The 13107-nt window shown below is 66.3% G+C and carries 9 protein-coding genes; 3 read left to right on the forward strand and 6 right to left on the reverse strand.

What is annotated here, in order from left to right; all coding sequences use genetic code 11:
- Complete coding sequence (glpX, locus tag ACX40Y_RS02225) at nt 1–969, forward strand: class II fructose-bisphosphatase (protein WP_459117899.1); 969 nt, start codon at nt 1–3, stop codon at nt 967–969.
- Nucleotides 970–1053: 84 nt separating this feature from the next.
- Nucleotides 1054–2904, forward strand: coding sequence for a CocE/NonD family hydrolase (locus ACX40Y_RS02230; protein ID WP_459117900.1), 1851 nt, complete (start codon nt 1054–1056; stop codon nt 2902–2904).
- A 273-nt stretch (nt 2905–3177) separates the two neighbouring features.
- On the opposite strand, the gene ACX40Y_RS02235 is transcribed toward ACX40Y_RS02230, so the two are convergent.
- The 6 genes from ACX40Y_RS02235 to ACX40Y_RS02260 form a co-directional block, all read right to left on the reverse strand.
- The gene (locus ACX40Y_RS02235) at nt 3178–4449 is read right to left on the reverse strand and encodes a methyl-accepting chemotaxis protein (RefSeq protein WP_459117901.1); all 1272 of its coding nucleotides are present in this window, start codon (nt 4447–4449) and stop codon (nt 3178–3180) included.
- Between the two features lie 295 nt (nt 4450–4744).
- Entirely contained in the window at nt 4745–5515 is a 771-nt protein-coding gene (locus tag ACX40Y_RS02240; RefSeq protein ID WP_459117902.1) for an ABC transporter permease, read from the reverse strand.
- Complete coding sequence (locus ACX40Y_RS02245; protein ID WP_459117903.1) at nt 5512–6438, reverse strand: ABC transporter ATP-binding protein; 927 nt, start codon at nt 6436–6438, stop codon at nt 5512–5514. The genes ACX40Y_RS02240 and ACX40Y_RS02245 overlap by 4 nt, the downstream gene beginning before the upstream one ends.
- Nucleotides 6439–6508: 70 nt before the next feature.
- The gene (locus ACX40Y_RS02250) at nt 6509–7285 is read right to left on the reverse strand and encodes a DsbA family protein (protein ID WP_459117904.1); all 777 of its coding nucleotides are present in this window, start codon (nt 7283–7285) and stop codon (nt 6509–6511) included.
- A gap of 5 nt (nt 7286–7290) precedes the next feature.
- On the reverse strand, nt 7291–8673 hold the full coding sequence (locus tag ACX40Y_RS02255) for a M48 family metalloprotease (protein ID WP_459117905.1): 1383 nt from the start codon (nt 8671–8673) through the stop codon (nt 7291–7293).
- A gap of 105 nt (nt 8674–8778) precedes the next feature.
- The gene (locus ACX40Y_RS02260) at nt 8779–11475 is read right to left on the reverse strand and encodes an Rne/Rng family ribonuclease (protein WP_459117906.1); all 2697 of its coding nucleotides are present in this window, start codon (nt 11473–11475) and stop codon (nt 8779–8781) included.
- Nucleotides 11476–11934: 459 nt separating this feature from the next.
- Here ACX40Y_RS02260 and ACX40Y_RS02265 point away from each other — a divergent pair, with 459 nt between their 5' ends.
- Nucleotides 11935–13074, forward strand: coding sequence for an N-acetylmuramoyl-L-alanine amidase family protein (locus ACX40Y_RS02265; RefSeq protein WP_459117907.1), 1140 nt, complete (start codon nt 11935–11937; stop codon nt 13072–13074).
- The last annotated feature ends 33 nt before the right edge of the window (nt 13075–13107 follow it).

A 13107-nucleotide genomic window follows, 5' to 3' on the forward strand; every position in this document is an offset into this window, starting at 1 on the left:
ATGCCGACTGCCAGCCACGTTCTCGACCGCGTCCTCGTCCTCGAAATGGTCCGCGTCACCGAAGCCGCGGCAATCGCCGCATCGACGCTGATCGGGCGCGGCGACGAAAAGGCCGCCGACCATGCCGCCGTCGAAGCGATGCGCGAGGCGCTCAACCAGCTCTACATGGACGGGACCGTTGTGATCGGCGAGGGCGAGCGCGACGAGGCGCCGATGCTCTATATCGGCGAAAAGGTCGGCGCGGCGATCGGCAAGGGGCCGAAGATCGACATCGCGCTCGACCCGCTGGAAGGCACGACGATCACCGCCAAGGCCGGCCCGAATGCGCTGGCGGTGCTCGCCGTCGCCGAGGAAGGCTGCCTGCTCAACGCGCCGGACGTCTATATGGACAAGATCGCCGTCGGGCCGGGCTACCCCGAGGGCGTGATCGACCTGACCCGCACCCCCACCGAGAATGTCTGCGCCGTCGCTGCCGCCAAGGGCGTCAAGCCGCACGAGATCATCGCCTGCGTGCTCGATCGCCCGCGCCATGAAAAGCTAATCGCCGAGCTGCGCGCGGTCGGCTGCGGCATCATGCTGATCCCAGACGGTGACGTCGCCGGCGTCATCGCGACCAGCGACCCGGACACGACGATCGACATCTATATGGGCCAGGGCGGCGCCCCCGAAGGCGTGCTCGCTTGTGCCGCGCTTCGCTGCGTCGGTGGCCAGTTCCAGGGCCGGCTGCTGTTCCGCAACGAGGATGAACGGGCGCGGGCGCGGAAATGGGGGATCGAGGACCTCGACAAGGTCTACACGCTCGACGATCTCGCGAAGGGCGACTGCATCTTCGCCGCGACCGGCGTGACCGACGGATCGCTGCTCGCCGGCGTCAAGCGGATGCGCGGCAAGATGACCACCGAAAGCGTGGTGATGCGCGCCAGCTCGGGCACTGTCCGCTGGGTGAAGGGCGAGCACCGGATCGACTGATGCATCGCGCGGCGCCGGCGGGTTGATCCCGGCGGCGTCTTGCCGCACCAAGATGCCCGTGTGCGTTCAGGGGGATTTTCGACGATGCGGCACTGGCTGATCACGGCAGCATTCGCGGCGCTGGCGGCGCCGGTCACGGCGATGGCGCAGCAGGCGCTGCCATCGGCGGCGACCGATACCGCGCCCTTCACCTTCGAGGAGGCGATGGTACCGATGCGCGACGGGGTGCGGCTTCACACCGTCATCCTGCGGCCGCGCGGCGTGACGGCAGCGCTGCCGATCCTGTTCCAGCGCACCCCCTATGGCACACCGGGCGCGGCGCCGTCGAAGATGCCGGCGAGCTGGCAGCCGCTGCTCCGCGACGGCTATATCCTGGCGTTCCAGGACATGCGGGGTCGTTTCAAATCGGAAGGCGGCCCCTTCACCCTCTCGACCGAGGTGAAAAGCGGCAAGGCTGCCGTCGACGAGGCGACCGATGCCTATGATTCGATCGACTGGCTGGTGAAGAACGTAAAGCCCAACAACGGCAAGGTCGGCATGTGGGGCGTTTCCTATCCCGGCTTCGCGGCCGCGATCGCACTCGCCAAGCCACACCCCGCGCTGAAGGCGACCAGCCCCCAGGCCGCCTGGATCGATTATTGGAAGAACGACGATCTCCACCGCTGGGGCGCGATGCGGCTCACCTATGCCAGCGACTGGGTGAACAGCCTCCAGGCTGACAAGACCAATGCCGGCATCGACCTGTACGACCGCTACGACACCTATGACTGGTTCCTCCACGCCGGCTCGCCAGACGACATCGAGAAGACCTATTTCAAGGGCCGGGTGCCGCGCTATCGCGAGATGATCGAGCACCCGGATTATGACGACCACTGGAAGAAGCAGGTCTGGTCGAACGCACTCGGCAAGACGACGGTGCCGACGCTCAATGTCGCCGGTTATTGGGACCAGGAAGATCCCTGGGGCAGCTGGAAGATCTGGGAAAAGCAGCGCGAGAATGATCCGAACGGGCTGGCGCTGATGGTTGCCGGCCCCTGGGCGCACGGCACCTGGCACACCCCGGCGAACAGCCTTGGCCGCATCCCGTTCGGCGTCGACAGCGGCACCCAGTTCGTCGAGCAGATCGAGGCGCCGTTCTTCGCCTATTGGCTGCACGGCAAGGGCGAAAAACCCGATTTCGCGCTCAAGAGCTTCCAGTCGGGTTCGTGGCAGTGGAAGACCTATCAGGCCTATCCGCTGGCCAATGCGCAGGCGACGAACCTCTATCTCCATGCCGACGGCTCGTTAAGTTTCACCGCGCCGGCACAAGGCGAAGCGTGCCGCGACTATGTGAGCGATCCGGCGCGCCCGGTGCCGTTCCGGCCGCGGCCGATGTCCGCCACCTATGCCACGCCCGACTGGCGCTGGTGGGAGGCGGAAGACCAGCGCTTCGTCGACGATCGCCCCGACGTGCTGAGCTATACCTCCGCGCCCCTGGAGAACGACCTGACCGTCACCGGCGAAGTGACCGCGAAGCTGATGGCCTCAACCAGCGGCACCGACAGCGATTTCGTCGTCAAGCTGATCGACGTGTTTCCCGAGGATTACGAGACGCCGCCGACCGCGCTGGGCGCCTATGCCAAGGGGCTCAACGGCTATGAACTGCCGATCGCGATGGAAATCCGCCGCGGCCGCTATCTGAAGAGCTTCGAGCGCGCCACGCCGCTGGTCCCTAACCAGGTGATCGCCTGGGACGTACCGCTGCGCGACCACGACCATGTGTTCAAGAAGGGCCACCGCATCATGGTGCAGGTCCAGTCGAGCTGGTTCCCGGTGATCGATCGCAACCCGCAGACCTTCGTGCCGAATATCTACAAGGCCAAGCCGGAGGATTATCGCAAGGCGACGCAGCGCGTATGCGCCGGATCGACGGTGACGCTGCCGGTGGTGCGATAACGCACCCACCTGACGAACATCGTCGCGACACTCGCCGGAATGACGCGCGCCAGGACCAATTCGTCCTGGCGCACCCGGCAAGTTCACAGGGGCAAGTTCACAGGGCTAAGTTCACAAAGTTCACACTCGTGGCGTTTTTCTTCGACCCGCGCACGCCGCCTGAGCGCTGCGCTTTGGCCAACACCCGACACTGAGAAAGAGCCGATCCTGGCGCCCTGCAAACGGCGCCAGAATCGGAACGTTTATAGAACGAAATGCCGTGATTTTCAAGTGTCAGGCGGCGATCGGGTAGCGCGACATCCGGCTGCCATAGCCGCCAAGAGTCGGCCGACGCAGCGTCTGATCGGTGCGCCCGACCTTGAACTTGCCGGCATTCTCGGCGAGCAGATCGACCTCAGAGCTGAGGTTGCGCGCGGCAGCCGAGGTCTGCTCGACCATCGCCGCATTCTGCTGGGTGCTGTTGTCCATCGATGATACCGCGACGCTGATTTCGGTGATCGCCGACGACTGGGCCTGATTGTCCTGGGCCATCCGCTCGACCAGATCATGGACGGTCTGGACGTTGCCATAGATGTTGGCGAGCGAATCGTCGACGCGGCGTACGACATCGACTGCGGACAGGATGCCCGACTGGGTGACGGTCAGCTGCTCCTTGGCGCGCTTGGCCTCTTCCTCCGCCCGCATCGCCAGTGCGGAGACGAGGTCCGCGACCACCGCGAAGCCTCGACCCGCCTCACCCGCACGCCCGGCTTCGACAGCGGCATTCATCGCGAGAACGCGCGTCTGGAACGCGATCTTGTCGAGCCCTTCGATGACGCTGTCGATGCCCTTCGCATTCTCGCTCACCCGCGTCATCGCGGTCACCGCCTCCTCGGCGAGCGCGCGTCCGGCGGTCACGGTCGAGATCGCTTCGTCGGTGCTCTGAACGGTCTGCACCGACGCCGACGCCGTGACGCGAAGGCGCTGTTCCATCTGCGCGGTCGCGGCGGAGGTTTCTTCGAGGCTCGCGGCGTTGCTTTCCGTGCGGCGCGCCAGGTCTTCGGACGCCGAGGCGATTTCGCTGGCACCGGTGCGGATCGTTTCCGTGCTGACGGCGACGGCACCGATCAGTTCGCCAAGGGCGCGCAGCGTGCCGTTATAGCTGCTCCGCAACGCTTCATAATCGGCCGGGAAGTTCGACTCGATCGGGCGAGTCAGGTCACCCGCGGCCATCGCGCCGAGATGCTCACCGACAATGCGGACGATCTCGGTCTGCTGCGCGGCCATCTGGTTCTGAAGCACGGCGGCGTCGCGGAAGGCGAACATCGCCTTGGTCATCCGCCCGACACAGTCCTGATAGTCGGTGAAGCGGATCTCACTGTCGAGATCGCCAGCGGCCAATGCCTCCATGCGGACGACCGTGGTGACATAAGGATCGCAGATCGCCCGGCGAAACCGCATGCCGAGCATCATCGCCGCTCCGGCGCCGACGATCGCAGCGCACATGCCCCAAAGGACAGGTAGCAGCGCGGCGACGACAGCCGTTAGAAATGCGATACTGGTCACGCTTCCGAAAGCGATCATGGTTTTTTGGCGGATCGGTGCGACGGATTCGAACCAGAGCATTTCTTTTGTTCCCGGTTGATGCGGTTAGCGTTATCAATCCCTGCCGCTTATACCAATGAACAAAAAATCCCTCAGCTAGGTATTCTTACCACAGTAGTTCCGTATTTATTCGGAAATATGATCGATTTCTCCGATCAAGACGCAACTTGGTTAAGGAGAGTCCTCTATAAATTTACTATATTCGATAGTGAATATTACTGATCCCTACTCGGAATATACCTGGCGGATACCCGCCTCAGTTCTTGAGGCGATAGCCAGTTCGGAAGATCCAAACGATCAGAGCAAGACAGAGCACCAGGAACGCGGCGGTGAAGCCCAGGCTCCAGATGATCGCCACATCGCCCCGGCCGAAGAAGCTCCAGCGGAAACCGCTGACCAGATAGACGACCGGATTGAACAGGCTGATCGTGTGCCAGGGCTGGGGCAGCATATCGATCGAGTAGAAGGCGCCGCCAAGGAAGGTCAGCGGCGTCACCAGCAGCGAGGGCACGACATTGAGCTGTTCGAAGTTCCTGGCCCAGATGCCGATGATGAAACCGAACATGCTGAAGGTGATTGCCGTCAGCAGCAGGAAGGCGAGCATCGCCATCGGATGATCGACGCGCAGCGGCACGAACAGCGCCGAGGTGGCGAGGATGATGAGGCCGATCGCCACCGACTTCGTGGCGGCCGCGCCGACAAAGCCGACCACCATCTCGATCGCGGAAATCGGCGCCGACAGCAGTTCGAACACCGTGCCGGTGAATTTGGGAAAATAGATGCCGATCGAGGCATTGGCGATGCTTTGCGTCAGCAGCGACAGCATGATCAGGCCCGGCACCAGGAAGCTGCCATAGTTCACGCCGTTGATCTGATCGATCCGGCTGCCGATCGCGCCGCCGAACACGATGAAGTAAAGCGAGGTGGTGATCACCGGGGTCGCGACGGACTGCCACAGCGTCCGCAGCGTGCGCGCCATCTCGAACTTGTAGATCGCCCAGATGCCGTGAAAGTTGATGCCGTTCATGCCTGTGCCCCCACCAGGTCGACAAAGATGTCCTCGAGGCTCGATTTGGAGGTGTCGAGATCCTTGAACGCGATGTTCAGCTCATTGAGCCGGCGCAGCAGCGACGGGATGCCGGTGCGTTCCGCCTGCGCGTCGAAGGTGTAGCGCAGGCGATGGCCTTCGTCAGCGAGGCTCAGCTGCCATTCGCCCAGTTCGGGCGGAATCGCCGCGAGCGGCTCGACCAGGCTGAGATCGAGCTCGCGCTTGCCCAGCTTCTTCATCAGCGCGGTCTTTTCCTCGACCAGCAGCAGCTTGCCCTTGCTGATCACGCCCACCCGGTCGGCCATTTCCTCGGCCTCCTCGATATAGTGGGTGGTGAGGATGATCGTCGTGCCGCGATCGCGCAGCCGGCCGATCAGTTTCCACATGTCGCGCCTGAGCTCGACATCGACGCCGGCGGTCGGTTCGTCGAGGAACAGGATGTCGGGTTCGTGGCTGAGCGCCTTGGCGATCATCACCCGGCGCTTCATGCCGCCCGACAGTTCCATCACCTTCGCGTCGCGCTTGTCCCAGAGCGACAGGTCCTTGAGAAGCTGGTCGCAATAATCGTGATCGGGCGCCTTGCCGAACAGCCCGCGCGAGAAGCGTGCCGCCGAGCCGACGCGCGAGAACATGTCGACCGCGATCTCCTGCGGCACCAGCCCGATCTTCGACCGGGCGGCACGGGGATGGCGGATCGCGTCATGGCCGTCGACCAGGATCGTGCCGCTGCTGGGCGTGACGATCCCGCAGACGATCGAGATCAGCGTCGTCTTGCCCGCGCCGTTGGGGCCGAGCAGCGCGAAAATCTCGCCGCGCCGGATGTCGAGATCGACCGATTCGAGCGCCGTGTGACCCGAGCCATAGGTCTTGCCGACCTGGCGCAGCGACAGAATGGATGACATGGAGTTCCCCCGAGAACGGACGCCGTAAGTAGGATCGGCAGGCCCTTGCCACAAGGGCGGCGAGGCCTGCTCAGGATTGTGTCCGCGCCTTGCGGGCCTGGGCGACGGCGTCGGCCAGCCCCTGAAAATCGCGCGCGCCGTAGAGCAGCTGGTTGCCGATCACCCAGCTGGGCGTGCCGTTGACCGCGAGTTGCTGGCCCAGGGCATGGTTGCTCTCGATCTCGCGCGTGACCGCTTCGGACTGGGCGGCCTTGCGCGCCGCCGCCATGTCAAGCCCCGCCTTGGCAGCGGCGGCGGCGATCGCGGCATCGTCCGGCCCATCGGCGGCGAACATCGCGTCGTGAAAGGCGCGATACTTGCCCTGCTCTGCCGCGGCGAGCGCCCAGCGCGCGGCGGTGACGCTCGCCTCGCTCAGCACCGGATATTCGCGATAGACGACGCGGACATTGGGATCGCTGGCGATCAGTTGATCGAGCCCGGGCAGGCTCGCACGGCAATAGCCGCAGGCATAGTCCATGAACGCCACCACGGTCACATCACCCTGCGGATTGCCGGCGATCGCGCCGGCGAAGGGGCGGGTGAGCGCGGCGCTGTGCTTCGGCAGGGCGGCCTGCGCATCGGCCTGTGCCCTGGCGGCATGTTCAGCGTCGTTCTGCTGGAGGCGCTCCATCATCTCGCGCAGGATCTCGGGCTTTGCCAGCAGATAGGTGCGGACGGTGCGTTCGATCCGCGCCTGATCGCCCGAGACGCCCGGTAGCAGCGCCTGTGCGCCGAGCACGACCGCGCCGCCGATGATCGCACTGAGTAGAAAAGCCCCGGCCAGGCGGAGCGAAGGACGCGACGACATTTGGTTCACTGGCCTCCCCGGCCGCGATTGCGTTTGCTTTCCTCGAGCGCGGTCTGCGAGACCATCGCGATATCCTGTGCGCGCACCCAATCCGGCGATCCCTTGGGCAGCCCCGCCATCGCCCGCCGCGCGCTGATCAGCGCGGTGCCCGGATCGCCGATCAGCGAGGCACGCTCGGCGGTGGCGAGCGCAGTGCGCGGCACATCGCCGCGACGATCATAGACCGTGCCGAGATTGAGCCAGGCGAACGGATTTTCGGGATCGCGCGCCACCGCCTGGCGCAGCACGCGCTCGGCCTCGGGCAGGTTGGCGGGATCCTCGGTTGCGACGAGGGCGTGGCCGAAGGTGCTCGCGATCAGCGGCTGGTTGTTCGACAATTGGGTGGCCTTGCGGAGCGGGGCCAGCGCCTCGGCCGGTTTGCCCGATTCGAGCAGGATCTGGCCCTGAAGCTCCAGGAAATAGGGGTCGTTCGGCGCTTCGGCGACGAGCGCCGCGCCTTCGGCCGCCGCCTGTTCGGGATAGCCCGACTGGTGATAGGCATAGGCGCGGGCGTAATGCGCCGGCACCGACTGGTCGGTCTTGGGATAGATACGCAGCGTCGCCTTGGGATCATTGGCATAGCCGCGCAGCTTGGCCTGGACTCGCTTGAAGCGCCGTTCGAGATCGGCGTCGAGCGGCTTGTTCCAGCTGGGCGCCTTTTGCAGATCGGCCTTCAGCGTGGCGACGCGATCCTGCGACATCGGGTGCGTCTGCGCGAAGGGATCGACCTCGGGATCGGTGGCGTAATAGCCATATTGGTGCATCTGCTGTGTCAGCTTCTCGAAAAAGCCGAGCATGCCCTTACCGGTGATCCCGGCATCGTTGATGAACCGGACGCCGGCGGCGTCGGCCGACGATTCCTGCACGCGACTATAGGCCAGATACTTGCCGATCGCGGCGCGCTGACCGGCCATCAGGATGCCCGTGCCCGCTTCCGCCGACCCCGCCGCCATCGCGGCCGCGCCCAGCAACAGGCTGAGGATCGAGATGTTGCCATAGCCGCCATCGCGCTGGAACACGGCATGGCCGCCGACGATATGGCCGATCTCGTGCGCGATCACGCCCTGAACCTGGTTCGCGGAATCGGCCGCGTCGATCAGGCCCGAATTGATATAGACCACCTGACCGCCCGCGACGAACGCGTTGATCGAGGGATCCTGGACCAGCACCACCCGCGCGTCAGCGGGGGAAAGACCGGCCGCCTTGAACAGCGGCGCCGACATGTCGGCAAGGAGCGACTCAGTCTCGGCATCGCGCAGGATCGACTGTGCCATTGCCGGGCCGGACGCGAACAGCGCCAGGCAGAGCATGGCGATCAGCGTGGCCAGGCGATGGAGTCGCGACGACATCCTTGGTCTCCTCTTCGTTCGCTCGCGGCGGCCCCTAGGCAACGCGCGATGAACCCGGCGTGACGACCCGGCGCGGCGACGATGCCGCCGCGCCGGGCGTCCGATTCACGCGCCGAACGTGCGCTGCCACCAGCCACGGCGCGGCGCACCGGCCTCGCCGCCGGCATCCTCCGCAGCGGAATCGGCCTGGGCCTCTGGTTCTGCTTCGGCAGGCGCCGGCGCAGGCGCGGGTGTCGCCTTCTTCCGAGCAGGCGCGGGGGCCAGATCCTGCGCCACCGGCTCGGCGGCATCGGCATCGGCCTTTTTGCGGCGGGTGCGCTTCGGCTTGGCCGGCGCCTCGGCTTCGGCAGCGGGTGCCGCCTCGGCCGGTGCCGCATCGGCATCGGCCTTTTTGCGGCGCGTCCGCTTCGGCTTGGCCGGCGCCTCGGCCTCGGCCTCGGGTGCCGGCGCCGGCTCGGCCTCGGCCGCCGCCGGAGCGGCATCCTCGGCGTCCGCCTTCTTGCGCGTGCGACGGCGCTTCGGCGCGGGCTTCGCCTCGACTTCCGCTTCGGCCTCGACGTCGGGCGCTTCGGTCACCGCCGGCTCGGCAGCGACGGGCTCGGCCGGCGCCTCGGCTTCGGCAGGCGCCGCATCCTCGCGATCGCTCTGATCGGCACCGGCTTCCTCGTTGCCGGCACCGCGACGGCCGCCGCGACGACCGCGACGACGCCGCTTGCGGCTGCGCTCGGCGTCTTCGGCGCTCGTCTCGGCTGCGGGCTGGGCTTCGCTTTCGGCGTCGCTTGCTTCGTCGGCCTCGGCTTCGGCATCATCGGCTTCGTCGTTGCCGGCGCTTTCGCCGTCATGCTCCTGATCGCGCGAACGGCCACGACGGCCGCGGCGGCGGCGGCGGCGCTTGCGGCCCCCCTCGCCCTCGCCTTCGTTGCGCGACGGCTGACGCTCGTCGTCGCGCTCGGCATCGGCCTCCGCCTCTTCCTCGATCTCGTCCTCTTCGTCCTCGATCAGGTCCGTCTCGTCCTCGGGCTCTTCGACGAGCCGTTCGATCCGCGGCGCATGGGCCGGCGGCGGGCCGGACGATTCGACCGCCATCCGGGCACCTTCGAGTTCGCCATCGGCGGCGACTTCGATCGTCACGCCATAGCGATCCTCGATTTCGGCGAGTTCGCCGCGCTTCTTGTTGAGCACGTAGAACGCGGCTTCCTGGCTGGCGCGGAGCAGCAGTTCCGAACCGCGGCCGCGTGCCGCCTCGTCCTCGAGCAGGCGCAGCGCCGACAGGCCGGCCGACGATGCGGTGCGGACGAGGCCGGTGCCTTCGCAATGCGGGCAGGTACGGGTCGACGCTTCGAGCACGCCGGTGCGCAGGCGCTGGCGGCTCATTTCCATCAGACCGAAGGCGGAGATGCGGCCGACCTGGATGCGAGCGCGATCGTTCTTCAGCGCCTCCTTCATCGCCTTTTCGACCTTACGGACGTTGGACGAATGATCCATGTCGATAAAGTCGATGACGACGAGCCCAGCCATGTCGCGCAGGCGCAGCTGGCGGGCGATTTCCTGTGCGGCCTCCAGATTGGTCGCGGTGGCGGTCTGCTCGATATTGTGCTCGCGCGTCGACCGCCCCGAGTTGATGTCGATCGACACCAGCGCCTCGGTGGGGTTGATGACGAGATAGCCGCCCGATTTCAGCTGGACGACCGGATTGTACATCGCCGCCAGCTGATCCTCGACATGCGCGCGCTGGAACAGCGGCACGGCATCGGCATATTGCTTCACCTTGCGGGCATGGCTCGGCATCAGGAGCTTCATGAAGTCCTTGGCCTGGCGATAGCCGTCCTCGCCCTCGACGATCACTTCCTCGATGTCGCGATTATAGATGTCGCGGATCGCGCGCTTGATCAGATCGCTGTCGCCATAGACGAGCGCGGGCGCGGTCGAGTGCAGCGTCTTTTCGCGAATCTCGTCCCACAGCCGGGCGAGATAGTCGAAGTCGCGCTTGATCTCGGTCTTGGTGCGCTGGAGCCCGGCGGTGCGGACGATGCAGCCCATCGTCGACGGCAGCTTCAGCTCGGCCATGATGCCCTTCAGCCGCTTGCGATCGGCAGCGGAATTGATCTTGCGCGAAATGCCGCCGCCATGCGCGGTGTTCGGCATCAGCACGCAATAGCGGCCGGCAAGGCTGAGATAGGTGGTCAGCGCCGCACCCTTGTTGCCGCGCTCTTCCTTGACGACCTGAACCAGCAGCACCTGGCGACGGCGGATCACGTCCTGGATCTTGTAGCGGCGGCGCAGGTTCAGCCGGCGGGTGCGCAGCGCCTCCGCATCGTCGCCGTTCGCGCCGCGCTTGCCGCGACGACGGCCGCGGCCGACCGCGTCCTCGCCTTCGGCCGCCTCGTCATGATCGCCATCGTCGTCGCCAGCCGGGCGCTCGAGCACCTCGACACCGTCTTCGCCGTCGAGATCATGGTCGTGATCGTGATCGGCGTCGTCATCCTCCTCGCGCAGCGCCGCTTCCTGCGCGGCATGCTCGGCCTCTTCGGCGAGCAGCGCTTCGCGGTCTTCCTTCGGAATCTGGTAATAATCGGGATGGATTTCCGAAAAGGCGAGGAAGCCGTGGCGATTGCCGCCATAATCGACGAACGCCGCCTGCAGCGACGGTTCGACGCGGGTTACCTTGGCGAGATAGATATTGCCTTTGAGCTGCTTTCGTTCGGCCGATTCGAAATCAAATTCCTCGATCCGGCTCCCTTTGACGACGGCCACGCGGGTTTCCTCCCGGTGACGTGCGTCGATCAGCATACGCATGGTCATTTATGATTCTCCGGGCGCGCCAGCGCTTGCCCCCAGGGGGCCGGGGCGCGTGCGCGCGATTCGTGATGCGAGCCGAGCCGGACGCACCGGACGGGCATTCGCAGGTTTCAAAAAATGCTGTTGCTGCACGGGCACGCACGAACCGGCGGTCCAGTGGCTCCGCCATCGCCGCACCGCCGGCCGCGACGGCCTGGCATTGCGAGCGATTGGGAAAGTGCCTCATGCGAACGTCAACCTGAACTATCGCGGCGACAAGATGGCCGCGAGCCTGATCCGGCGCAGAGCCGGAAGCTTTACTTGCCTAGCACCGCCACGTCGTTGCGGCAACTGGTGGCGCGAACCCGTATTTGTCCGCTCGCGCTGGGCAGCGGACACTTGCACCAATAAATTTTCAAAGCCGTTAACCATCGTCGACTTTTTGGCTGGACCCGGCGCGAGGCGGCGCGGCATAGCGGGACCGTGCTGTTCGCCCTCACCCTTATCGCAGGCTGGATTGCCGGCCCGGCGGGCTGGGCCGGCGCGATCGAGAAGATTCGCGTGCATGCCGACCGCGTCGACGTGACGCTGAACGACACCGCGAGCGAGGCGGCCCAATGGCTGCTGCCGGCCGCATCGTCGGCGCCCGCGGCGGGCGCGACGCTCACGCTCGATCTGATGCAGCCTGCCATCCTCGCCGGCGGCGGGATCGATACGGGCAACCGCCGGCTCAGCATCGCGCTTCGCCCGATCGACATGGGCGCCGTCGAGCAGGCGCGGCCGAACGACCGGATCCGCCTGCTGCCGCCGTTCCGCTACGTTCTGGCGCCGCCCTCGCGCGGCTACAGCGTTGCGATGGCCATTCCGTCCGCGCCGGTCGAAACCGGGGCGGCTGCCGCCGCGCCGCTGCCGCCAGTCGAAGGGGCGGACACGTCGCTGCCGCTGGTGGTCCTCGACCCCGGGCATGGCGGGCGCGATCCAGGTGCCACCGGCGCCGACGGGCTGCGCGAAAAGGACCTGACGCTGGCCACCGCACGCGCGATCCGCGACGCGCTGATCGCCTCCGGCCGGGTGCGCGTCGCGCTGACCCGCGACGACGACCGCTTCATCGCACTCGAACAGCGCTATCGCGTCGCCCGCCGGCTGGGCGCCGCGCTGTTCGTTTCGATCCATTGCGACAGCGCCGGCAGCCCCGACGCCTCTGGCGCGACGATCTACACGCTGTCCGAAGTCGCCTCCGACAAGGAGGCCGCCCGGTTGGCCGCGCGCGAGAACATGAGCGCCGCCACCGAAGCGATGGATGCCGATCGCCCCGCCGCCGACATCGCCTCGATCCTGCTCGACCTGACGCAGCGCCAGACGATGACGGTTTCGGCGCAGTTCGCCCAGCTGCTCGGCCGCGAGGCGCGCGCACGGATGCCCGTTCGCAGCGATGCGCATCGCATGGCATCGCTGATGGTGCTCAAGGCGCCCGACATGCCGTCCGTGCTGTTCGAAACGGGCTATCTGTCCAATCCCCGGGACGCGCGCTTCATCGCCTCGCCCGAAGGCCGCACGAAGATCGCCGAAAGCGTGCGTCGCGCCGTCGAGATTCACTTCGCGACGCGAACCGCCGCGCGCTGACCGGCCGGACACGGCCCGTCGCCCCGCCCTTTC

The sequence above is a fragment of the Sphingomonas sp. RS6 genome (assembly GCF_054489705.1).

Excerpts from the sequence above, each read along its gene's own strand:
- ACX40Y_RS02245 (WP_459117903.1), bottom strand. The coding sequence starts at position 6,438 with ATGTCATCCATTCTGTCGCTGCGCCAGGTCGGCAAGACCTATGGCTCG.
- ACX40Y_RS02230 (WP_459117900.1), top strand. The coding sequence starts at position 1,054 with ATGCGGCACTGGCTGATCACGGCAGCATTCGCGGCGCTGGCGGCGCCG.
- ACX40Y_RS02255 (WP_459117905.1), bottom strand. The coding sequence starts at position 8,673 with ATGTCGTCGCGACTCCATCGCCTGGCCACGCTGATCGCCATGCTCTGC.
- ACX40Y_RS02240 (WP_459117902.1), bottom strand. The coding sequence starts at position 5,515 with ATGAACGGCATCAACTTTCACGGCATCTGGGCGATCTACAAGTTCGAG.
- glpX (WP_459117899.1), top strand. The coding sequence starts at position 1 with ATGCCGACTGCCAGCCACGTTCTCGACCGCGTCCTCGTCCTCGAAATG.
- ACX40Y_RS02250 (WP_459117904.1), bottom strand. The coding sequence starts at position 7,285 with ATGTCGTCGCGTCCTTCGCTCCGCCTGGCCGGGGCTTTTCTACTCAGT.
- ACX40Y_RS02260 (WP_459117906.1), bottom strand. The coding sequence starts at position 11,475 with ATGACCATGCGTATGCTGATCGACGCACGTCACCGGGAGGAAACCCGC.